The organism is Nocardia pseudovaccinii, from assembly GCF_050942345.1.
Lineage (GTDB): Bacteria > Actinomycetota > Actinomycetes > Mycobacteriales > Mycobacteriaceae > Nocardia > Nocardia pseudovaccinii.
Genome location: NZ_CP192074.1, coordinates 824,114 through 845,618, shown reverse-complemented (window position 1 = coordinate 845,618; position 21,505 = coordinate 824,114). Strand labels below are relative to the sequence as shown.

Below are 21,505 nucleotides of genomic sequence, written 5' to 3'. Positions count from 1 at the left end.
TCGCAATTCTCGCGACTGCGGCGCTGTGCTGATATGCGCTGTGCTGATATGCGCGGGGCTGATATGCGCGGGGCTGTTATGCGCGGGGCGCTGTGCTGATATGCGCGCCCGTCATTGCCTGCGAAACTACTGCGCGTCCGGATTGGCCGCCTGGCGTTCGGCATCGGTGAATCCATCCACCGCCTGCCCCGGCGCGGCCATACTGCGCCGCGCCGAATATGCCGCGGCCGACGCGAATGCCCCGGCCGCTCCGGCCGGTGTCGCACCGTAGGTCAGCGAGCGCCGCGGATCGAATCCCAATTCGGACCCCACCGCTACCGCATCCATATTCGCGCCGAGGAATACGAAATCCCAGGAGTACACCTCCTGTTGCTGCGTAATCAGCGCCCGCACCGCGGCATGCGTCCATTCCCGGCTGGAATTCTCGTGCCCATCGGTGAGCACAACGACGATCACCGTGCCCGGCCGCTCGTGCTCGGGTCGAGCCGAGAGTTCCCGGCCGATATCGGTCACCAGCCGCCCCACTGCGTCGTACAGTGCGGTTCCACCGCGCGGCTGCAGGCTCAGCGGCGGCACCTCGGCGATCGGCCGATTCGCATAGACCAGTTCGTATTCGGTATCGAACTGCGCGAGCGTCACCAGCGTCGTCTTCGGTACCTTGCGCTGTTCTTCGATGTAGGCATCGAAGCCGCCCTCGGTGTCGGTTTTGATCGCCTGCATGGAACCCGACCGATCCAGCAGAACCGCGATCGATGTCAGATCTGAATTTGTCACCTAGCACCCCCGTGATAGTTGTCCGAATGACCGCTCCCCACGGTACGCCGCCGCTCGGACGTGCGAATTCCAGAAAAATGCCGCCCACCGGAAATCCGGTGGGCGGCATCTTCTAGCCGTTGCGATTTACTCGCCGGCGGCCTCGGCCGTGGTGGTGCCTTCGCCCGCACCCGTGAGCACGACCTCCGGCTTCTCCTCGGTGGCTGCCGCCTTGGTCAGCTTCGCCTTGCCGGTGAAGGTGAACTTGGCGTTCTCGCCGGAGCCCTCGCCGTCCCAGCCCTCGACGTCGACCACGATGGTCTGTCCCGGACCGATCTCGCCGAAGAGGATCTTCTCCGACAGCTGGTCCTCGATCTCGCGCTGGATGGTCCGGCGCAGCGGACGGGCGCCGAGCACCGGATCGAAGCCGCGCTTGGCAAGCAGTGCCTTGCCCTGCGGGGACAGCTCGATCTCCATGTCCTTGTTCTTCAGCTGCGTGGCGACGCGGCCGATCATCAGATCCACCATCATCACGATCTGATCCGTGGTGAGCTGGTGGAAGACGATCACGTCGTCGATGCGGTTGAGGAACTCGGGCCGGAAGTGCTTCTTCAGCTCGTCGTTGACCTTGAGCTTCATCCGCTCGTAGTTCGAACCCTCGGCGTTGGACTGGGTGAAGCCCAGGCCGACCGCCTTGGAGATGTCCGAGGTACCCAGGTTCGAGGTGAAGATCAGCACGGTGTTCTTGAAGTCGACCGTACGTCCCTGGCCGTCGGTGAGACGACCGTCCTCGAGGACCTGCAACAGGGTGTTGTAGATCTCCTGATGTGCCTTTTCGATCTCGTCGAACAGAACCACGGAGAACGGCTTGCGGCGCACCTTCTCGGTGAGCTGGCCGCCCTCTTCGTAGCCCACGTACCCGGGTGGGGCACCGAAGAGCCGCGATGCGGTGAAGCGGTCGTGGAACTCGCCCATATCGATCTGGATGAGCGCGTCGTCGTCGCCGAACAGGAAGTTCGCCAGCGCCTTGGACAGCTCGGTCTTACCGACACCGGACGGACCGGCGAAGATGAACGAGCCCGAGGGACGCTTCGGATCCTTCAGACCGGCGCGGGTGCGGCGGATCGCCTTCGACACGGCCTTGACCGCGTCCTCCTGGCCGATGATCCGCTTGTGCAGCTCGTCCTCCATCCGGAGCAGACGGGTGGTCTCCTCCTCGGTGAGCTTGAACACCGGGATACCGGTCCAGTTGGCCAGCACCTCTGCGATCTGCTCGTCGTCGACCTCGGCCACGACATCCAGATCACCGGAGCGCCACTGCTTTTCGCGCTCGGCGCGCTTGGCGACCAGCTGCTTTTCCTTATCGCGCAGCCGCGCCGCCTTCTCGAAGTCCTGCGCGTCGATGGCGCTTTCCTTCTCCCGGCGCGCATCGGCGATCTTGTCGTCGAATTCGCGCAGGTCCGGCGGGGCGGTCATGCGACGGATGCGCATCCGCGCACCGGCCTCGTCGATCAGGTCGATCGCCTTGTCCGGCAGGAACCGGTCGTTGATGTAGCGGTCGGCCAGGGTGGCCGCGGCCACCAGCGCGCCGTCGGTGATGGAGACCCGGTGGTGCGCCTCGTAGCGGTCGCGCAGACCCTTGAGGATGTTGATGGTGTGCTCGACCGTCGGCTCGCCGACCTGGACCGGCTGGAACCGGCGCTCGAGTGCGGCGTCCTTCTCGATGTACTTGCGGTACTCGTCGAGGGTGGTCGCACCGATGGTCTGCAGCTCACCGCGGGCCAGCTTCGGCTTGAGGATCGAGGCGGCGTCGATCGCGCCCTCGGCGGCACCCGCGCCGACGAGCGTGTGCAGCTCGTCGATGAACAGGATGATGTCGCCGCGGGTGTTGATCTCCTTGAGCACCTTCTTCAGGCGCTCTTCGAAGTCACCGCGGTAGCGGCTGCCCGCGACCAGGGAACCCAGGTCGAGGGTGTAGAGCTGCTTGTCCTTCAGCGTCTCCGGGACCTCGCCATTGACGATGGCCTGGGCCAGACCCTCGACCACGGCGGTCTTACCGACACCGGGCTCACCGATGAGGACGGGGTTGTTCTTGGTGCGGCGGCTCAGCACCTGCATGACGCGCTCGATTTCCTTCGAGCGGCCGATGACCGGGTCGAGCTTGCCCTCGAGGGCGGCCTGGGTCAGGTTGCGGCCGAACTGGTCGAGCACCAGCGAGGTGGACGGGGTACCGGCCTCGCCGCGCGAACCGGATTCCACCGGCTCCTTGCCCTGGTATCCGGACAGCAGCTGGATGACCTGCTGGCGCACCCGGTTGAGATCCGCACCCAGCTTCACCAGCACCTGCGCCGCGACACCCTCACCTTCACGGATCAGGCCGAGCAGAATGTGCTCGGTGCCGATGTAGTTGTGGCCGAGCTGCAGCGCCTCGCGCAGGCTCAGTTCCAGCACCTTCTTGGCACGCGGGGTGAACGGGATGTGACCGGACGGAGCCTGCTGGCCCTGGCCGATGATCTCCTCCACCTGGCTGCGCACACCCTCCAGCGAAATACCAAGGGATTCCAGCGACTTCGCCGCTACGCCCTCGCCCTCGTGGATCAACCCAAGCAGGATGTGCTCGGTGCCGATGTAGTTGTGGTTGAGCATCCGGGCCTCTTCTTGGGCCAGGACAACGACGCGCCTCGCGCGGTCGGTGAACCTCTCGAACATCGCTCCCTCACTCTCCTGCTCCGAAATTCTGGCATCCGACGCTTCCGTGGCGTCAGCCTGCCATGAAGCCCGGGGGTTGCGGCCCCGGCCTCCACTCTAGTTGGCAGGGGATTACGCCGCCTCCAGTCCACCCTATTGGGGACCGGCGACAACACGGTCATTCACTCATAACGTGCTAGTTGCGGGATACGTTTCCGCTCAGGTTTTGCCCTCAGCGAAATCGCCGCTCGCCGCTTCCCAGCCGTGGGTGTCACCCGGTGAACGGCGGGACGAACTCGCACGGCACCTCGCGCGCATGCGCCGGATCGAGGGCGTTGAGCACGAAGCGGGCGGTGCGCGGACTGCCCGCGATCGCCAGATGTTCGGAGAAGTCGATCGCGCAACCGTCCTGGACCACGATATTCGTCGCGTTCGGCCCTGGCACGAAGCCCGAGTCGTACGGGACGACGATCTCGTCCAGGCTGCCCATGATGTTGGTGTAGGTGATGCCGGGAACGTATACGCCGTCGCTGTTGAGATCCCGCAGGAAGGTTGAATCGCGTAACAACTCGGTGCAGGCCTGGCACAGCGAACCCGCCGCAGCCTGGAAGTACGGCCCGGCGCCGAGCCGGTCGGCGAATGCGGCCACATCCGCTCCGCCGCCCGCATTGGTACCGCGCCAGGCCGGTGCGATCGATACATATTTATCGATCTTGTCCGCACCGCCGAGCCGCTTGGCGTAGTAGTTCGGCAGCACCGTGCCTTGCGAATGCCCGACCACGTCCACCTTGCTCGCCCCGGTCGCCGCGAGCACCCGATCCACGAACGCCGCGAACTGCACCGCGCTCTGCTCGATCGGCAGCATCCCGCCGACCGCGGAGATCGGCCACGGCAGATCGTAGGCGCCGTAGGTCAACGAGAAGACGCAGTAACCTTCGTTCGCGAGCAGCGGCGCGTACAGCCCCCAATTCGTCTGCGCCCCACCACCCGTACCGTGTGCGAGCACCACCGGATTCGGATGCGCCGCACTGGGCTGACACCCCCAATCATTCGAACCCGGCAGCGAGCCACCATGATTCACCAGCTCATTCGGGATTCCGGCGAAGAAGTTGTAGTCGACCGGATATTCGGCCTGCGCACTACCACCCGCACCGACCCACAGCACGGCCAGCACGGCAACGACGATTGCGGACCCGGAAACACGCCGCATGGAGACCTCCAAAATCTGGAACGTGTTCCAGAACGTAGCGCAACTTATCGTCGCACCCGAGGCAGTTGAGACAACTCACGGAAGGAATCGCCGAGCGAAGTTCAGTGCGCAGCCAAGAACCGGGCGATCTCGATGGCGAGCCGCCGGGGTTGGTCCAGCGGAATACAGGTGGCGCTGTCGGCGATCTCGACGAGTTCACCATCGCCGAAGGCGGCCGCGAGCCGGGCGCCGTGGTCACGCGGCATGAGCTTGTCCCCGACAGCCCAGACCACGAGGGCGGGGCCGTCGAATCCGGCGACGGCCGCCGCCCATCGCTCCAGTTGATCGCGGGAATAGTCGTCGGACAGGATCTTTCGAACGTCTCTGCGCACCTCGGCCTCGGTCGCGAAGGGCAGCTGCCAGCGCTCGGACAGCTCCGCCGGAATCGGGCGCAGGGAAGTCGCGTCATTGCCCGCCAGCATCCGGCGCACCGCCGCACGTCGCGTCACCCAGCCCATCGCGGCGAACGCGCCCGGCACCCGGGCGGCCCTGGAGAAGGCCCGGCCCGCCGCCCCGGGCGGATAGTTGTCGAACGCTTCACAGGCACAGGCGACGATCGCTCGCAGCCGTTTGCCATAGCCCTCTGCCAGCATGACTTGAGCCGCGCCCCAATGGTTTTGCACGAGCGTCACGCGATCCAAATCCAAGCTCGCGCAGAAGTCGTCGACCAGCGCGGCGAGTCCGCGCACGGTCAGATCGGCATCCTGGCGCATCGGCAGGCGATGACTGCCCAGCGGCCATGTCGGCCGGATGTAGCGAAAACCCGTCGGCAGCTGCGCGACCACCCGATCCCACACCGCGGCATCCTTCATCGCACCGTGCAGGAACACCACCGGCGCACCCTCGCCCGATTCGACATATTCGATCGGCCCTGCGGGCAGCTCGATCACCTTCATCGCGTGCTCATCGCCGAAACAGTCTGCACCACGGCGGAATTGCTCCCGGTCGACTTGGCCAGCACCAAGTCCAGGATGCGATCCGGCAGCAGTCGGGCGGCGAGGGTGGAGGCCAGCGAGTCCAGGCCGACCCGGTACCTGGTCTTCGGATTGCGTGCTGTCAGAGCATGTTCCACCGCCTTGGCGAACTGCTCAGGCTTGGTCCTGCTGGACTTCGCCAGTCCCTCGTTCATCGCGACGAAGGCCGTGAAGCGTGCGCGGTAGAGCGCGGCGATATCGGGCGGGGCCTGTTCGAGCACGCGCTCCGCGGTATCGGAAACCTTGCCCCAGATCGGGGTCAGGATCGCGCCCGGCTCGATCACCGAGACGCTGACCGACTGGGCCGCGAGTTCGCGCCGCAGCGAATCGGACAACCCCTCCTTCGCGAATTGCGATGCGGCATAGGCGCCGAGAAACGGCGAGGCCACCCGGCCGACACCCGAACCGACATTGACGATCCGGCCGACCGGACCGGCCGTGGCGGTGCCGACGCGCAGCAGCGGCAGGAAGGTCCGGGTCACGGCGACCGCACCGATGACGTTCACCTCGAGCTGATACCGCAGGTCCTCGCTGCTGAGGCATTCCAGCGGCGCCGAATAACAGACGCCCGCGTTGTTCACCAGACCGAGCAGACCGTCCGCGCCACAGGTCTGCGCGATCCTTTCCCCGGCTGCCGCGATGGCACTTTCCGATGTGACATCGAGATGGATCGGAACGAGCCGCTCGGACTCGTTCGCCAACTCCTTGCCGACGACATCCGATCGCACCCCAGCAAACACCTGGAATCCCTTGGCCGCGAGATGGATCGCGGCCACCCGCCCCAATCCTGACGACGCACCGGTGACGAGAACCACGCCGCGCGGTCCAACCGAATTGGTCGCTTGCATAAGTACCTCATATTCGTCAAACAATCGGTCGCCGAGGGTGAAAGTTGTCACGATCGGCGACATCTGGATAGGTCGACACTTGCTACCCACGGGTAGGACAAGTCAAGGTAGGCACATCTGGTCGTGCGCTGCAAGCGGGCGGGCGAATGTGCGCAACGAAGCGCGGGGGTTCGGACTTCGCCACTTGAATTATCTTCGGTCACACCGGATTTCGTGCTGCCTAACGAACATTTGGCTCGGCAGTTGTGCGCCGAGACAAATGTAGGAGACGTTCGATGGTCATTCGTTCCAATTCATCCGAGTCCACCGAGAAGTATCGGCCGCTGACCGCGTATCAGCGTGACCTGATGGCGGTCGCATCGCGCCACCCAGACCTGCCGATCGTGCAGGCGTCGGGCTACAGCCACATCGACACAGCGGTCGAAACGGAACGGATGCGCCGATGTGCGGAACTGACCTTCCTCCGCAACGACGCGCCGCGCCTGCGCATCGAGTTCACCGAAGGTGAACTTCGGCAACGTATCAGCAATGAATTGCCCGAGCTCGAGGTGCACGATTTCTCCGGCGCGCCCGATCCGGAACAGGCCTGCCTGGACTGGATGCTCGCGGCCAATCGACGCACCATCACCGCGGATTCCGCGATGTTCCGGCTGGCGATTCTCATCGATACCCCGGAGTCGTTCTACCTCTACGGTCGCATGCACCACGCCGTCGGCGATGCGTGGACGATGAATCTCCTACTCGGACAGATCATTACCGACTACGAGAGCAAGACTCCCATCGACCACCTACCCGACTACCAGATGCCGTCGTATCTGTCGTTTGCCGAACGGGAGGAGGAGTACCGCGGGTCCGAGCGCTGGTCCGCGGACCGCGAGTGGTTCACCGGCTATCTCGACGGCGTCGTACCCGCGCTGTTCTCGCGCACGGCCTCGTTGGACACCGTCCGGCGCGGGTCGCAGACCTTCCGGGTAGATCCGGAACTGGTCGAAGCGATTCGCCGCACCGGGATCTCGATCTTCTCCGTGACCTCGGCCGCCATCGCCGCATATCTGTCGACCGTGCACCGCACCGATGAGATCGTGCTCGGCGTGCCGATGCTCAACCGGAATACGCCCGAGGACATGATGACCGCGGGCGACTTCACCAATATGGTGCCGCTGCGGGTGCGCTTGGACGGCGACCCGACCCTGCTACAGGTGGCCACGCGCATCGCAGGCGAGGTCCGACAGCTCAAGAAGCGCCAGGGCTTCGCCTACGGCGACATCGTTCGTGCCCTCACCGAACGTCACGCGGTCATGCCGACCCTGTTCGACGTCACCTACTCCTACAGCCGGATGCCGTCGTCCGACCACATCGAGCGATTGATGGAGCGCTCCCGGATCTTCTCCGCGGGCACGGTGGCCGAATCGGTGAATATCGTTGCCGTCGAGCACGAACGCGATGGCCGCCTGGACCTGCATATCTTCGAATCCCAGGATGTTTTCGACACCGACTTCCCGATCATCGCGGCAATTCGGCAGGTCACCGGATTGCTGCGCGCGGCATTGGCACGACAGGATGTCCCCATCCGCGAACTCGACTGGCTGCCCGACGTCGATCGGGCCGCGCTCGCCGCCCTCGAAAATGGTCCGACCGTCGACTTTCCGGACACCACGTTGGATCGGATCTTCGCCGAACAGGCGGCACGCGATCCGGACGCGATCGCGGTGGTCTTCGAGGACACCGTGCTCAGCTACGGCGAACTGCTCGCACAGGCTGATCGACTCGCCGCGGACCTGGTCCGCCGCGGCGTCCAGCGCGATGAGCGAATCCCGGTGGTGCTGCGGCGTTCTCCCGATCTGCTCATCGCGATCTACGGTGTGCTGCGGGCGGGCTGCGCCTATGTTCCGATCGATCCGAACTATCCGGCCGACCGAATCGCCACCGTCGTCCAGGAGAGCCGGGCCCGATACGCCATCACCACGCCGGACCTCGACGTCGCCGCGACCGGCCCGGAGCTCACCCGGCTCACCGTCTACCCCGAATACGACGACGATCCGGGCGAATCACGCACCGCGCCATCGGATTTGGCATACGTGATCTTCACCTCGGGCTCGACCGGTAGGCCCAAGGGCGTGATGGTCGAGCATCGGTCGGTCGTGAACCGGCTGACGTGGATGCAGAATCGGTACCCACTCGACTCGACCGATGTGATCCTGCAGAAGACACCGGCGACCTTCGATGTGTCGGTATGGGAACTCATGTGGTGGACAACGGCCGGGGCGCGCGTCGCACTGCTCGAACCGGATGGTGAGCGCGATCCGCGTCGGATCGTCGATGCCATCGAAGCACACGGCGTCACGGTCATGCATTTCGTACCGTCGATGCTCGGACCGTTCCTGTCCGAACTGAGCCGTGATCCCGCAGCACTGCGGCGGGTTTCGACGCTCGAACGCGTCTTCTGCAGCGGTGAGGCGCTCCCCGCCGAGTTGGTGTCACGGTTCGGCAAGGTCTTCGCGGCGCTGCCCGAAACACCGCAATTGGTAAACCTCTACGGGCCTACCGAAGCCACCGTCGACGTTTCCTACTTCGACTGCCCCACCGGTGCAACGGAACTCGAGGTCGTCCCGATCGGCCGCCCGATCGAGAACATCACACTGCTCATCCTCGATGACAACGGGAGACGCGTTCCGCTCGGTATGCAGGGTGAGTTGAACATCGCCGGAGTCGGCGTGGCGCGCGGCTACCTCGACCGCCCCGATCTCACCGCCGCCGCCTTTGTCGACGATCCGTCGGTACCGGGCGGTCGTCGCTACCGGACCGGCGATATCGCCCGCTGGCTGGCCGATGGCACCATCGAGTATCTGGGCCGCCGCGACGATCAAGTGAAGATCCGCGGCAACCGGGTGACGCTCGGCGAAGTCGAGAACCAACTGCTGGCCTGCCCCGGCGTACGAGCCGCGGCCGTGATCGACCAACCATCGCAATCCCACGGTAGCTATCTGATCGGCTATTTCGTCACTGAGTCGGCGGGCAGCGCGAGCGACGAGACGGTTGCCGCACATCTGGCCCGCCACCTCCCCGCATATATGGTGCCGAGCCGGATCATTCAACTGGACGAGATCCCGCTGACCGCCAACGGCAAACTGGACCGCCGTGCGCTGGCCGCCTCCGGCGCGCACGCGGTTACCACCGTGGGTGCGCAACCGCGCAGCGCAACCGAACGGGCACTGGTGGAACTGTGCGCTCAGGTGCTCGGCGCCCGGATCGGCATCCACGACAACTTCTTCACCCACGGCGGTGACTCCATCCTGGCGCTGGCCCTGCGCACCGCCGCCGAACAGCGCGGGCTCTATCTCGATGTGGATGTGCTGTTCACCAAGCCGACCATCGCGGAACTGGCCGCACATGTCGCCGACCATCCGCAGTCGACTCCGAACCATGTCGCGGCGCGGTTCGAATTGCTGCCGCTGGTCGACCGGGCCGCGGTCGACTTCGCCGCGGACGCGTTCCCGGTCACCTCGCTCCAGCTCGGCATGCTCTTCCACGCAGCCGAGCGGGCGGATTCCACCCTGTACAAGGACGTATTCCGATACCGGGTGGCAATGCCGTGGCGGGAGACGGAATTCCGAGCCGCCGTCGACCGGCTCGTCACCCGCCAACCCGCCTTGCGGTCATCGTTCGATCTGACCTCGTATTCGATACCGCTGCAGATCGTGCACCATCGGGTCGAGCAGGTGCTGTCGGTGGCCACCGACGCCGATGCGCGCGAGATCGACCAATACATCCAGGAGCGTAGGCATTTCGCCTATGACATCGGTGCCGCCGCGCTGTTCCGGCTGCGCGCCTATATCCACGCCGACACCATCGACCTCGTTCTGAGCTTTCATCACGCCATCCTGGACGGCTGGAGTGTGGCGAATCTCATGCGATCGTTGCTCCAGGATTACCTGAGCCACATCGGTTTCCAGATTCCGGCACTGGACCAGCGAGCGCTGTCTTCCACCGTGCTCGCCGAATACGCCAAGGCCGAACAGCTGGCCGAGACCGACGCCGGGCATGCGCAGTACTGGCAGGAGTTCCTCGCCGGTTCGAATCCGACGGCGCTGCCATCCGCACTGGCCCATCTGCCCGTAATCGATCCGATCGAGAAGCCGCGGGTGACCCATGTCCTACCGCGCGGCCTCCAAGCCGCGGCAACCCGGTTCGCGACCGAACATCAGGTCACGACGAAAGCATTATTCCTCGCCGCGCATTGCCTCGCCCTGCGCGCACTGACGGGCCACGTCGACGTGACCACCGGTGTGATCGGCCACGGCAGGCCGGGCCGGGCCGACGCGGAATCCGTTGCGGGACTGTTCCTCAACACACTCCCGATACGTCTCGACAACACCGCCGTCACCTGGCTCGCTGCCGTCGAGCAGGTCGCACAGCGCGAGCGCGACCAATATCCGCACCGACGCTATCCGCTGCGCGCGATCCTTGCCGATATCGCCGCGAGCGGATCCGGCCGGTCACACGGCAGTTCGGTATTCGAGACGGCGTTCAACTTCGTGAACTACCACGTCTTCAGCACGGTCACCGCAGTGGCGGGCATCGAGTTCCGCGGATTCGACGTACGCGAGGAAACGAACTTCCCTGCGCTGCTGACGGTGGCCACCGATCCGCGCGATGGACGGATGCTGATCCGTGTCGACGGCGATACCTCGCTCACCCGAGAGCAGTGCGACACCCTGGCACAAACCTGCATCCGGATGCTCACCTGCATTATCGACGACCCGGCAGGTCCGATCGATACGGGCAGCGCCCGGATCCGCGCCGCCGATGTGGCACAGCAGATCACCGATCGCGCGGCACGCCAGCCGGATTCGCTCGCGGTCCGGTCGAATAGCCTGACCTGGACCTACGACGAATTCGCCGAGCGCGTCGACATTATCGCGGGAAAGCTGGTCGCACTGCGACTACCGCCGCACGCGCGAATCGGCGTGCTGATGAACCGGCGACCAGAGCTCATCGCCACCGTCGTCGCGATCGCGAAGGCGGGCGCGGTATGTGTGCCGCTGGATGTGAATTATCCGGAGCACCGCCTGCGGCTGATGATCGACCGGTCGAAGCCGGCCCGGATCATCGCCGACGCCGAATACGCCGAACTGGTCACCGACCGGAACCTGCTGCTGGATGCCGGAACACTCACCGGCGCAACGGGCGACCCCGTGGGGCCATTGCCCGTCATCGCCCCCGAAGCGCCCGCCTACGTGCTGTTCACCTCAGGATCGACCGGCGAACCCAAGGGCGTGGTGATGCCGCACCGGGCGCTGGCCAATCTGGTCGATTGGCAGAACCACACCGCATCGGGGACCCGCGCACTGAGCACCATCCAGTACGCACCGCTCAGCTTCGACGTCTCCTTCCAGGAGATCTTCGCGACGCTGGCCGCGGGCGGGCTGCTGCGGCTCGCCGAAGCCACCCATCGCTCGGATATGACCGCATTGCTCGACACCGTGATCACCGAGAATGTACAGCGGCTGTTCCTGCCGTTCGTCGCGCTACAGGCATTCGCCGAAACCGCCATCGCCACCGATCGTTACCCGACGGGTTTGCGCGTGCTGGCCTCCTCCGGTGAGCAGCTGCGACTGACGCCGGAGATCCGGACACTGCTCGCCGCACTTCCGGACGTGCTACTGGAAAACCAGTACGGCCCAACGGAAACCCATGTCGCGCTGAGTCAGCCGCTCACCCGAGCGCCTTACGAACTGCCCGCATTGCCGCCCATCGGCTACCCCATCGACGGCGCCTCGGTGCACCTGCTCGACGATAGGTTGCGTCCGGTACCGACGGGCATGATCGGCGAGATCTACCTCGGCGGGCTCGCGGTCGCGACGGGCTACGAGGGACGGGGCGGCCTCACCGCACAACGCTTCGTGCCTGCCGGACCGAATGGCGAAATCGTCTACCGAACAGGCGATCTCGGCTTCCGATTGGCAACCGGCGCGGTGGTGTGCCAAGGCCGCGCGGACAGCCAGGTGAAGATTCGCGGCTTCCGGGTGGAACCGGCCGAGGTGGAATTGCAGATCGGCGCCCTGACCGGGGAATTTCCAGGCATCCGCGAATCGGCCGTGGTGGCGCGCGAATTCGGCGGCATCGACGGTGTGCTGACCGCCTTCCTGGTCGGCGACGAACTGAATACCGATGTCCCCGCCTTGATCGCCCGGCTGCGCACAGTTCTCCCCACGCACATGGTGCCCGCCCAGTTCGCCTGGCTGGACGAGCTGCCGAAGACGCCGAGCGGTAAACGCGACGACCGCGCCCTGCGCGAAATGCGCCTGGATTTCGTCGCGGACGCGGCCGACTACACACCGCCACGCGATGAGATCGAGGCCGCCGTCGCCGAGATCATGGCCGAATTCGCGGGGTTGCCTACTATCGGCGCCGACCAGAACTTCTTCGACGCGGGTGGTACCTCGGTCGGGGCCATGCGCGTGGTGCTGAGTATGAGTCGCCGCTGGGATACCGAAATTCCGCTGGACACCTTCGTCAACGCCCCCACCGCGGCCGCACTCGCGGCGATCGTCCGCAATGACGGTCGCCGCGCCTTCGATCCGCTGGTCACCTTGCAAACCGGGAATCCGGAGGTGGCTCCGCTGTTCCTGGTGCATCCGATCGGCGGAAATGTGCTGTGCTATCTCCCGCTGACCAAACACCTGCCGGATGATCGTCCGGTATACGCCCTGCAGGCCGCGGGCGCCGATATCGGCAGTGAGCCGATCCGGTCCATGGAGCAGTTGGCCGCCTCCTATATCGAGGCGATCCGGCGAGTACATCCCGGCGGGCCGTGCCATCTCGCCGGTTGGTCGTTCGGCGGCTATGTGGCGCTGGAAATTTCGCGTCAGCTGCCGAAATCCGAAGTGGCCAGTCTCACGCTGCTCGACACCATTGCCCTGCGGCCCGGCGAACGCGCACCCATCGCGGAGAAATCCCTGATGCGCTGGTTCTTCCAAGAATTGCTCTGGTATGCGCGCGGCGCGGGCGCGGCCGCCTTCGATTTCGAAGACGAGATCGAGGACACCGACGAATTGTTCGCGCGCATGCTGGCGGAGGCGATCGAAGCCGGAATTCTGCCCGCGGACAGTTCCGCCCGCTCGATCCGTCGGCTGTACAACATCTTCGAGGCGAATTCGACTGCGGCACGTAACTATCGGCTGAAACCACTGGATCGCGATGTGACCCTGCTGCGGGCCGAAGAAGGTCTGCCGCCGGGGGTCGATATGGCCCATCAGATCGCGGGCACCATGTACAACAGCGATTCCAATGGCTGGGGGGATTACGTCGTGGGATCGCTCGACATCGTGTCGATCCCCGGCGATCACCTGAACATGATGATCGATCCGCACGTCGCGGCGCTGGCCACCACACTGGCGGGCGCGCTCGACGCGACGGAATCAGTGACCAGCACGGTGGGGCGGTAATACGAATGGGCAGGACGAAAGCCATCGTGCTCGGCGCGGGCATCGGCGGTCTGACCACCGCCGCCGCGCTGCGCCGTGCGGGCATCGGTGTCGAAATCTTCGAGGCGGCACCGCAACAGCGCAAGACCGGAACCGGCCTCGGGCTGGCATCGAACGCGACCGCCGTGCTCGACGCACTCGGCATCGAGTTCGGATCGATAGCGCAGACCATGCGCAAGTTCGAATTGCGCACGGCGGCAGGCGAACTGATGCGAGAGATACCGATCGCGGCGATCACTGCCGAACTCGGCACCCCGATCATCACCATTCACCGCAACGAGCTGATCGACGCCATGCATGCCGCTGCGGGCGATACCCCGATCCACTACGACGCGCGCGCCACCGGATATGCGGTGCGCGCGGACGGCGGTGTCGAGGTGCGCTTCGCTGACGGCCGCAGCACCGTCGGCGATCTGCTGATCGGCGCCGACGGTATCCGATCCGTCGTGCGTGCCCGATTGCAAGGCGAGCGACCACCGACGGAGTACGGATATCTGTGCTGGCTCGCGATCATCCCGTTCCGCCACGCTCGGATAACCGAGGGCTATGCGGGCCACTATTGGGGTCCCGGTCAGCGTTTCGGTCTCATCGATATCGGTGGCGGCCGCGCCTACTGGTGGGGTACCAAGAATATGCCTGCCACACAGGCGCGCGACTGGCGCGGCGGTAAGGACGACATACTTGCGGCCTTCGCGGGTTGGGCGCCCGAGGTGCGCCAGGCGATCAGGGAAACCGACGAAGCGGCGATTGTCGCGGTGCCCGCCCAGGACCGGCCGTTCTCCACGCATTGGGGCACCGGACCGGTCACCCTGGTCGGCGATGCCGCGCATCCGATGCTGACCAGCCTGAGTCAGGGCGCCGGGTCAGCTATCGAGGACGGCTACGTACTGGCCAGGAGTCTGGCGGTGCGCCTGGCTTCCGGCGGCGATGTGGCCGCCGGACTGCGGGATTACGAGAAGGCGCGGATTCCGCGCACCAGGGCTCTCGTGGCAGGTTCCCGACGCCTCAGCATGACCGAACAACTGGCCGATCCGGTGGCGTGCGCGGCGCGGAACCTCTTGCTGAAGTACGTTCCTACCACGGTGCTGCAGCGGGTCAATATGGAGCCGATGCGCTTCACTGTGGAACCGATGCCTGCGCCGGAACAGGTGAATTGATGCCGATTTCGCTGGCACGACCACTCAGCCCGATCGAACGCTGGTATTGGATTCTCGATCAGGTCTCGCCGTTGAACGTGATATCGCGCGTGCGGGTGCACGGTGAGCTGGATACGGCGACATTGCGCACGGCCGCCGAAGCGCTGGCTCGGCGGCATCCGTTGCTGCGAGTCGCCATCGCGGCGGACGCCGAGGGCGCGAACCCGAGATTCGTGCCGACCGATGCGGCGATCACGGTGCGCGCCATCACCGGCGACGACCGCACCTGGGAGCATGAGGTCGACGGTGTCGAACTCGCCGAATCGACCGATTGGACGCGCGGACCGCTGGCCAGGATCCTGCATGTCGCGGTGCGGCTCGACGATGGCAGCGCCGCGCACGACCTGGTCTTCGTGGTATCCCACGTCATCGCGGACGGTACCTCGGCGCTCACCCTGCTCCAGGATCTGGTGACCTTCGCCGCGACCGCGCCGGGCGCGGTCACCGAACTCGATACCTTCGATCCGCCGGAACAGCGGCTGCCGAGGAAGTTTCGCGGTGTGCTCGGCGCGGCCCGCTCCGTGCGGGTCGCGCTCGCGGAGGAGCTGAACCGTGCCGCCGCTCGGCCGAGGCGACTCGAGCCCCAAGCCGGCGTGGCCCCCTCGGCACGGCGCACCCGCCTGATCCGGCGCGAACTCGGCGGCGACGAACTCGCGCGGCTGAGCGCGGCCTGCCGGGCACACGACGTCTCCGTGCACGGAGCCCTCGGTGCCGCACTGACCTCCGCCATCGGGGCGCAGCTGACGCCGGGGCGCGCCGACAAGCTGAGTATCGGCTCACCGGTCGACTTCCGCGGCGAGTTGGCGCCACCGGTCGGGACGCAGGAGGCGGGGGCCTATGTGTGCACCCTGCCCACCGTGCTCGAATATGGTCCCGCCGTCGACTTCTGGTCCACTGCGGCACGTTTGAACAAGGACCTGCGGGAGCGGTCCTCGGCGGACCGATGCTTCGCTCTGGTCTCGATGCTCGGCGTCGTTACACCGAAGTCGTTGGCGCACAGCGCCAAGACCATGCGAATGGCCGAGCAGCGCGGACCCGGCAATATCTGTCTGTCGAATATCGGCCGCTACGATTTCGCGCACCGGATCGGCCCGTGGCGGTTATCCGGTGCCCAGTTCATTGCCGGGATCTCGATGAGCGGATACTACGTCGGTACGGTGAATTCCAGCCACGGCGCGTTGTTTTGGAACTTCACCTATATCGAAGGGATCGTATCCGAGGGGCGCGCACGGCGAATCGCGGATGACACGCTGGATCTGGTCCGACAAGCATCGTCCTGACCACGGGCAACCCCGAAAACCGCCGTCGGCGAGCCGATCACTGATCGACCCGCCGACTGCGGCAGAGAACTGGCGGTGGATTCCTACGCCAGAGAATGCGCACCCATCGGCTGCAAGCCGGGCTGTCCCTGTCCGAATCCGTACTGCTGAGCCATGATCGGCGCCCGGTACGGCTGACCGGCGGACTGCGGACCGACACTCGGCATCGGCCGAGACTGCGAAATCTGCTGTGTGCCAACCGTACCCGCGGCTTGCGTGCGGCCGTGCTGAATACCGGCCACGAACAGCGCCCCGGTCAGCACCAGGAAGGCCAGTGTGTGCAGGATGGCGCGGAGGATATTCCAACGGACCCAAGCGGATTCGAAATCGGCGCGCACCTTTGCCAGGTCACCGATCTGGGCCGGGTCGCCTGCCGCCGCGAGTTGGTCGTTGAGTGGGACATTCAATCCGGAGGTGACCGCGAAGGCGATCACATTGAGTGCCAGGGCCACACCGAGCCAGATCAAGGTGGTGCGGTGTTCCTTGCCCAGGTGCAGCGCCGCCGCGAGCAGGGTGAAGCCGACGGTGCCGAGGAATCCGAGCATGAACCACGGGTTGATGATGACCACATTGATCTTCTGCATCACATCGATCAGCACGCGATCGTCGGTGCGGTTCAGCGCAGGCATCACCGATATCGCATAAGCGTAGAAAACGCCCGCGATCAAGCCGGTTGCGAGGGTGGCCGCCACCAGCGCGGCGAGTCGTAGCGCGAACATGAATTTCTCCTGCCTCGGAACCCGGACCTGATCCGATTTGCTCGGTCCGGCGATGAATCAAGTACACCGGCAACCGTCGCGACCATCCATGGTTCAAGCGCTCGGCTACCTAAGCGAGAGTCCACGCCCGCCCGCGTCACAAGTCCCGGTCGGAGATCAACCCACTTTGCATGGCCAAACCGGCCAGTCGGACTCTTTTCTGATTCTGCGGCAGATTTTCCACACCGAACTTGGCGAACAGTGCCCGCAGATGTGTCTTGATCGCATCGACGCTGAGGAACAATTCCTCGGCGATCTGTTGATTCGAAGCCGGGGTCGCGAAACCCGCGCCGTTCTTATATGGACGGCACAGCGCGACCAGCACCGCGCGCTGGGTATCGGTCAGTGAGCGCAGCGTGGGAATAGTGCCGGTCGAGGTCCGCGTCGCATCGTCGACAACGCCGCCGAAATCGTGGAACGAGACCAGCGAGGTACCGACCCGGATCCGATCGCCCGCCATCAACCGACGCCGCCCGACGAGTCGCTCGCCGTTGACGAAGGTGCCGTTGCGGGACAGGCCGTCATCGACGATCGTCCAGTGCGCGCCGAGATACTCGACGGCAGCATGCAGCCGCGAGACCTCCGCGTCCCAGCGCAGCGCCAGATCGGCCTGCGGGGAACGTCCGATGGTGACGCGCTGCTGGTCCGGGGTGAGCATGAACTCCTGCTGCCGACCCGAGTCATCAGTGAATCGCAATAGCGATCCGACGAAACCAGTCACTGCGCCGATACCTCATCTCTCCATACCGCCAGTGACGCTCTTCGCACAGTTCCATGGTGCCGCGTCCTGGTACCGCGAGCAAGATCGAGTCGACTCCGAACCTTCCTCATATCGAAGGCCTATCACAAACGAGACGCCGCCCGGGCGTCGCACGATTCGCCCGGGCGGCAGCCCAATTAAATAAGAACTCAGCCCTTCGCGGCCTTGTTGTACGCATCGGTGATGTCGGCCGAGATACGACCCCGCGCGGACACCTTGTGTCCATTCCGGCGCGCCCACTCGCGAATTGCAGCGCTTTGTTCACGATCGATCGAGACCCGGCTCTTTGCAGCTCCGGGAGCAGCGACCGCAGCCTTGACCCGCCGCCGACCACTGACCCGCCGAGCACTCGAAACCCACTCTTCCAAGCCGTCGCGCAGCTTCGCCGCATTTGCCGACGACAGGTCGATCTCGTACGACACACCGTCGATCGCAAACTCAATGGTCTCGTCCGCGATGGACTCACCATCGACATCGTCGATCAGGCTAACGGTGACCTTCTTTGCCATGAGATGAACGTCCTCTCGAAATCGTGCGACCCGCATACTAGGCCGATTACCCGAGGCAAGAATACCCCGAATTCGAAAAATTCCAAGACGAGGGCCGAACTATGCAATCCGATCGTCAGCGAGTGACTGGACGCACAATTGGGAACAGTATCGTTTCCCGGATTCCCAATCCCGTGAGTGCCATCAACAAGCGATCGATTCCCATACCCGTACCCGTTGTCGGAGGCATGCCGTGCTCCATCGCGGCGAGGAAGTCCTCGTCGAGTGCCATCGCCTCGTCATCACCTTGTGCGGCAAGCCGCGCTTGATCCACGAACCGCTCGCGCTGGATCACCGGATCGACCAACTCCGAATAGCCAGTTGCCAACTCGAAGCCGCGCACATAGAGGTCCCACTTCTCGGTAACTCCGGGCTTGCTGCGATGCTGTCTGGTCAGCGGTGATGTCTCGACCGGGAAGTCACGCACGAAAGTCGGGGCGTAGAGCTTGTCACCGTACTGGTGCTCCCACAGTTCTTCGACAAGTTTGCCGTGGCCATAGCCCTTGTCCTCGGGAATTTCGAGTCCGACCCGATCTGCGAGTGCAAGTAATTCCTCGATCGAAGTTTCCGGAGTCACCGATACACCCAGTGCGTCCGACAGTGAGGGGTACATCTCGACCGTCGCCCACTCACCGCGGAGATCGTATTCGGTGCCATCTGCAAGGGTTACCACCTGCGTGCCGAAGACCTCCTCGGCAACTTCCTGCACCAATTCCCGAATCATCCGTGCGGAGTCATCGTAGGTGCCGTACGCCTCATAGGTTTCCAACATTGCGAACTCTGGGGAGTGCGTGGAGTCCGACCCCTCGTTCCGGAAGTTCCTGTTGATCTCGAAGACCTGTTCCAGGCCACCGACCACACAGCGCTTGAGGAACAGTTCGGGCGCAATTCGCAGGTAGAGATCGATATCGAGGGCATTGGAATGGGTGACGAACGGTCGCGCCGCCGCACCGCCGTGCAGCGTCTGCAGCATCGGCGTCTCCACCTCGAGGAAGCCGCGGCGCTCGAGCGCGTTGCGCATCGCGCGCACCACCGCGACCCTGGTCCTGGCCATTTCCCTGGCCTCGGGGCGCACGATCAGATCGACATAGCGCTGCCGAACCCGCGACTCCTCGTTCATCTCCTTGTGCGCCACCGGCAGCGGCCGCAGGGCCTTGGCCGACATGGCCCAGGAATCGGCCATAACGCTCAATTCACCGGTTCGTGAGGAGATCACCTCGCCGTGCACGAATACGAAGTCTCCGAGGTCTACATCGGCCTTCCAGGCCGCCAGTGCGTCGGCTCCGACACCGTTGAGGCTGATCATCGCCTGCAGTTTGGTGCCGTCACCCTCCTGCAGCGTCGCGAAACACAGCTTGCCGGTATTACGCAGGAAAATGACGCGCCCGACGACACCGGCCTGCAGACCGGTCTGGGTGTCCGGCTCGAGCTCCGGATAGGCGGCCCGAATTTCGCCGAGAGTATGTGTGCGCGGCACCACCACCGGATAGGCATCACCGCCATCGGCGATCAACCGCTCGCGCTTCTCGCGCCGAATCCGCATCTGCTCCGGAACATCGTCCGCAGCGGGCGCGGGACGGTTGGCTTGCCCCGCAGGAACCGAACCCGCGGAGCGACCGGATGAAGGCGTGTTCGGGTTGCTCACGTTCAACAACACTAGCGGGCACCGGAAATCGATTTGCGGGCCGCCCGGGCACGACCGACCGCTAACGAATCAGCGGGGCCCGGAACGGTCCGTCATGTCCTGTTTCGCGACCTTCTCCGGGACGCCGAATAGCGGGCGCACTCCGGCAATCATCCGAAAGCCATTGCGCGCCCGTATGTTTCGAGATGGAAGTGGTTTCGGCCCGAATTTACAGTGTTGCCAGCGCCTCGACCTCGCGGGCGAAGTGCGGTGCCCGGACCCCGACACTGAGCAGACCGGCCGCCTTCATTGCCTGATAGCCACCGATCACATCGGTGGCCCGATGCAGGCCGAGTTCCTGCAGCGCGGCCGCGGCGAGACTGGAGGTAAAGCCCTCCGAGCAGACGACGATCCATTCCACATCGTGATCGGTGGCCAGTGCCAGCCGGGCCGAACTCGACGGATCCAAACGCCATTCCAAGACATTCCGTTCGATCACCAGCGCGCCCGGCAGTGCGCCCTCACGTGCGCGCTGCGCCTGCGGCCGGATATCGACCAGAATCGCGCCCCGATCGAGCGCCTGCGGCGTTTCGAAGGCATAGATCCGATTCAGGCGGGCCCGCGCGTTCTCGAGCATCTGATCGATGGACAAACGGGTCATCACATATCACCTTCGGGCTGGTCGGTGAGGACGGTTCGGGAGCGCCGCAGGGTGCCGTGGCCGGTCACCTCGTAATAGGACATGGCGGTGAGCGGCGGTGAATAAGCGTGCACGCTGAGCGTCGGATCGAGCGGCCCGGCAGATTCCATTGCAGCTGGCGCGCGCATCACATCGTGCACCCAGCCGATCGGGAACGAGGCCTGGTCTCCCGCGGTCAGCGTGCGCCTGCGCAGTTCCGTTCCGTTCCAGCGGAATTCCGAGAGCGCGCCGCTGAGCACGGTCAGTGCGCCGAGCGAACCGGCGTGGTCGTGCAATTCGGTGGACTTGCCGGGAGTCCAGCTGATCAGCCAGACATCGACCTCGTCGTCGGAAAGCAGCCGAGTGGCCCAGCGCTCATCGGCGGGCCAAATTCCATTGGCGGGCAACAGATGGTCGTAACGTCCCGCGAGTACGTCTTCGGCGCCCTCGTCGGTCAGCCGGAGCAAATCGGCGGGACGCAGGCGGGTGGGTAATGCGGAGGAGACGGCACGATCCAACGGCGGGGTGGCCGAAAGGGCACTACGTGCGGAATCGAGGGAAAGAACAGAAGAACGCATCAGCGAATCTCCAGGAGTATGTCAACGGTCGAGGGACTTGGTCA

Annotated in this window: 15 protein-coding genes; 4 read left to right on the top strand and 11 right to left on the bottom strand. The window is 64.9% G+C overall.

The window, feature by feature from the left end:
• The first annotated feature begins 15 nt into the window (after window positions 1-15).
• Window positions 16-99, top strand: coding sequence for a pentapeptide repeat-containing protein (locus tag ACQPZ2_RS03770; protein WP_433527314.1), 84 nt, complete (start codon window positions 16-18; stop codon window positions 97-99).
• 27 nt (window positions 100-126) lie between these two features.
• On the opposite strand, the gene ACQPZ2_RS03765 is transcribed toward ACQPZ2_RS03770, so the two are convergent.
• From ACQPZ2_RS03765 to ACQPZ2_RS03745, 5 genes are all read right to left on the bottom strand, one after another.
• On the bottom strand, window positions 127-774 hold the full coding sequence (locus ACQPZ2_RS03765) for a vWA domain-containing protein (protein ID WP_387294250.1): 648 nt from the start codon (window positions 772-774) through the stop codon (window positions 127-129).
• Between the two features lie 126 nt (window positions 775-900).
• On the bottom strand, window positions 901-3,462 hold the full coding sequence (locus ACQPZ2_RS03760; RefSeq protein ID WP_063042776.1) for an ATP-dependent Clp protease ATP-binding subunit: 2,562 nt from the start codon (window positions 3,460-3,462) through the stop codon (window positions 901-903).
• A 250-nt stretch (window positions 3,463-3,712) separates the two neighbouring features.
• Window positions 3,713-4,651, bottom strand: coding sequence for an esterase/lipase family protein (locus ACQPZ2_RS03755; protein WP_433524309.1), 939 nt, complete (start codon window positions 4,649-4,651; stop codon window positions 3,713-3,715).
• A 101-nt stretch (window positions 4,652-4,752) separates the two neighbouring features.
• The gene (locus tag ACQPZ2_RS03750; RefSeq protein ID WP_433524308.1) at window positions 4,753-5,586 is read right to left on the bottom strand and encodes an alpha/beta fold hydrolase; all 834 of its coding nucleotides are present in this window, start codon (window positions 5,584-5,586) and stop codon (window positions 4,753-4,755) included.
• On the bottom strand, window positions 5,583-6,512 hold the full coding sequence (locus ACQPZ2_RS03745; RefSeq protein WP_433524307.1) for an SDR family NAD(P)-dependent oxidoreductase: 930 nt from the start codon (window positions 6,510-6,512) through the stop codon (window positions 5,583-5,585). The genes ACQPZ2_RS03750 and ACQPZ2_RS03745 overlap by 4 nt, the downstream gene beginning before the upstream one ends.
• A gap of 275 nt (window positions 6,513-6,787) precedes the next feature.
• On the opposite strand from ACQPZ2_RS03745, the gene ACQPZ2_RS03740 reads away from it, so the two are divergent.
• From ACQPZ2_RS03740 to ACQPZ2_RS03730, 3 genes are read left to right on the top strand one after another with little or no spacing between them, the layout of a single operon-like run.
• A complete protein-coding gene (locus ACQPZ2_RS03740) occupies window positions 6,788-13,960 on the top strand; it encodes an amino acid adenylation domain-containing protein (protein WP_433524306.1) in 7,173 nt (2,390 codons plus the stop codon).
• A gap of 5 nt (window positions 13,961-13,965) precedes the next feature.
• Window positions 13,966-15,156: an FAD-dependent monooxygenase gene (locus ACQPZ2_RS03735; RefSeq protein WP_433524305.1), complete on the top strand. Its 1,191-nt coding sequence runs from the start codon at window positions 13,966-13,968 to the stop codon at window positions 15,154-15,156.
• Window positions 15,156-16,475, top strand: a complete 1,320-nt coding sequence (locus ACQPZ2_RS03730) for a phthiocerol/phthiodiolone dimycocerosyl transferase family protein (RefSeq protein WP_433524304.1) — start codon at window positions 15,156-15,158, stop codon at window positions 16,473-16,475. Before ACQPZ2_RS03735 ends, ACQPZ2_RS03730 begins: the two co-directional genes overlap by 1 nt.
• Window positions 16,476-16,558: 83 nt before the next feature.
• Here ACQPZ2_RS03730 and ACQPZ2_RS03725 read toward each other — a convergent pair whose 3' ends face one another.
• From ACQPZ2_RS03725 to ACQPZ2_RS03700, 6 genes are all read right to left on the bottom strand, one after another.
• Window positions 16,559-17,233, bottom strand: a complete 675-nt coding sequence (locus ACQPZ2_RS03725) for a DUF1772 domain-containing protein (protein WP_433524303.1) — start codon at window positions 17,231-17,233, stop codon at window positions 16,559-16,561.
• Window positions 17,234-17,369: 136 nt separating this feature from the next.
• Complete coding sequence (locus ACQPZ2_RS03720; protein WP_245672443.1) at window positions 17,370-17,930, bottom strand: FHA domain-containing protein; 561 nt, start codon at window positions 17,928-17,930, stop codon at window positions 17,370-17,372.
• A 251-nt stretch (window positions 17,931-18,181) separates the two neighbouring features.
• A complete protein-coding gene (locus ACQPZ2_RS03715; protein ID WP_040686163.1) occupies window positions 18,182-18,541 on the bottom strand; it encodes a histone-like nucleoid-structuring protein Lsr2 in 360 nt (119 codons plus the stop codon).
• A 115-nt stretch (window positions 18,542-18,656) separates the two neighbouring features.
• Window positions 18,657-20,123 carry a lysine--tRNA ligase gene (gene lysS, locus ACQPZ2_RS03710; RefSeq protein WP_433527313.1) on the bottom strand — a complete coding sequence of 489 codons (1,467 nt, stop codon included), beginning with the start codon at window positions 20,121-20,123 and terminating at the stop codon, window positions 18,657-18,659.
• 310 nt (window positions 20,124-20,433) lie between these two features.
• Window positions 20,434-20,856, bottom strand: a complete 423-nt coding sequence (locus ACQPZ2_RS03705) for a rhodanese-like domain-containing protein (RefSeq protein WP_063042793.1) — start codon at window positions 20,854-20,856, stop codon at window positions 20,434-20,436.
• 8 nt (window positions 20,857-20,864) lie between these two features.
• Window positions 20,865-21,461: a cysteine dioxygenase gene (locus ACQPZ2_RS03700; protein WP_433524302.1), complete on the bottom strand. Its 597-nt coding sequence runs from the start codon at window positions 21,459-21,461 to the stop codon at window positions 20,865-20,867.
• Window positions 21,462-21,505: the final 44 nt, after the last annotated feature.

Excerpts from the sequence above, each read along its gene's own strand:
- ACQPZ2_RS03730 (WP_433524304.1), top strand. The coding sequence starts at position 15,156 with ATGCCGATTTCGCTGGCACGACCACTCAGCCCGATCGAACGCTGGTAT.
- lysS (WP_433527313.1), bottom strand. The coding sequence starts at position 20,123 with ATGCGGATTCGGCGCGAGAAGCGCGAGCGGTTGATCGCCGATGGCGGT.
- ACQPZ2_RS03760 (WP_063042776.1), bottom strand. The coding sequence starts at position 3,462 with ATGTTCGAGAGGTTCACCGACCGCGCGAGGCGCGTCGTTGTCCTGGCC.
- ACQPZ2_RS03715 (WP_040686163.1), bottom strand. The coding sequence starts at position 18,541 with ATGGCAAAGAAGGTCACCGTTAGCCTGATCGACGATGTCGATGGTGAG.
- ACQPZ2_RS03720 (WP_245672443.1), bottom strand. The coding sequence starts at position 17,930 with ATGCTCACCCCGGACCAGCAGCGCGTCACCATCGGACGTTCCCCGCAG.
- ACQPZ2_RS03700 (WP_433524302.1), bottom strand. The coding sequence starts at position 21,461 with ATGCGTTCTTCTGTTCTTTCCCTCGATTCCGCACGTAGTGCCCTTTCG.
- ACQPZ2_RS03725 (WP_433524303.1), bottom strand. The coding sequence starts at position 17,233 with ATGTTCGCGCTACGACTCGCCGCGCTGGTGGCGGCCACCCTCGCAACC.
- ACQPZ2_RS03735 (WP_433524305.1), top strand. The coding sequence starts at position 13,966 with ATGGGCAGGACGAAAGCCATCGTGCTCGGCGCGGGCATCGGCGGTCTG.
- ACQPZ2_RS03745 (WP_433524307.1), bottom strand. The coding sequence starts at position 6,512 with ATGCAAGCGACCAATTCGGTTGGACCGCGCGGCGTGGTTCTCGTCACC.
- ACQPZ2_RS03750 (WP_433524308.1), bottom strand. The coding sequence starts at position 5,586 with ATGAAGGTGATCGAGCTGCCCGCAGGGCCGATCGAATATGTCGAATCG.
- ACQPZ2_RS03740 (WP_433524306.1), top strand. The coding sequence starts at position 6,788 with ATGGTCATTCGTTCCAATTCATCCGAGTCCACCGAGAAGTATCGGCCG.
- ACQPZ2_RS03755 (WP_433524309.1), bottom strand. The coding sequence starts at position 4,651 with ATGCGGCGTGTTTCCGGGTCCGCAATCGTCGTTGCCGTGCTGGCCGTG.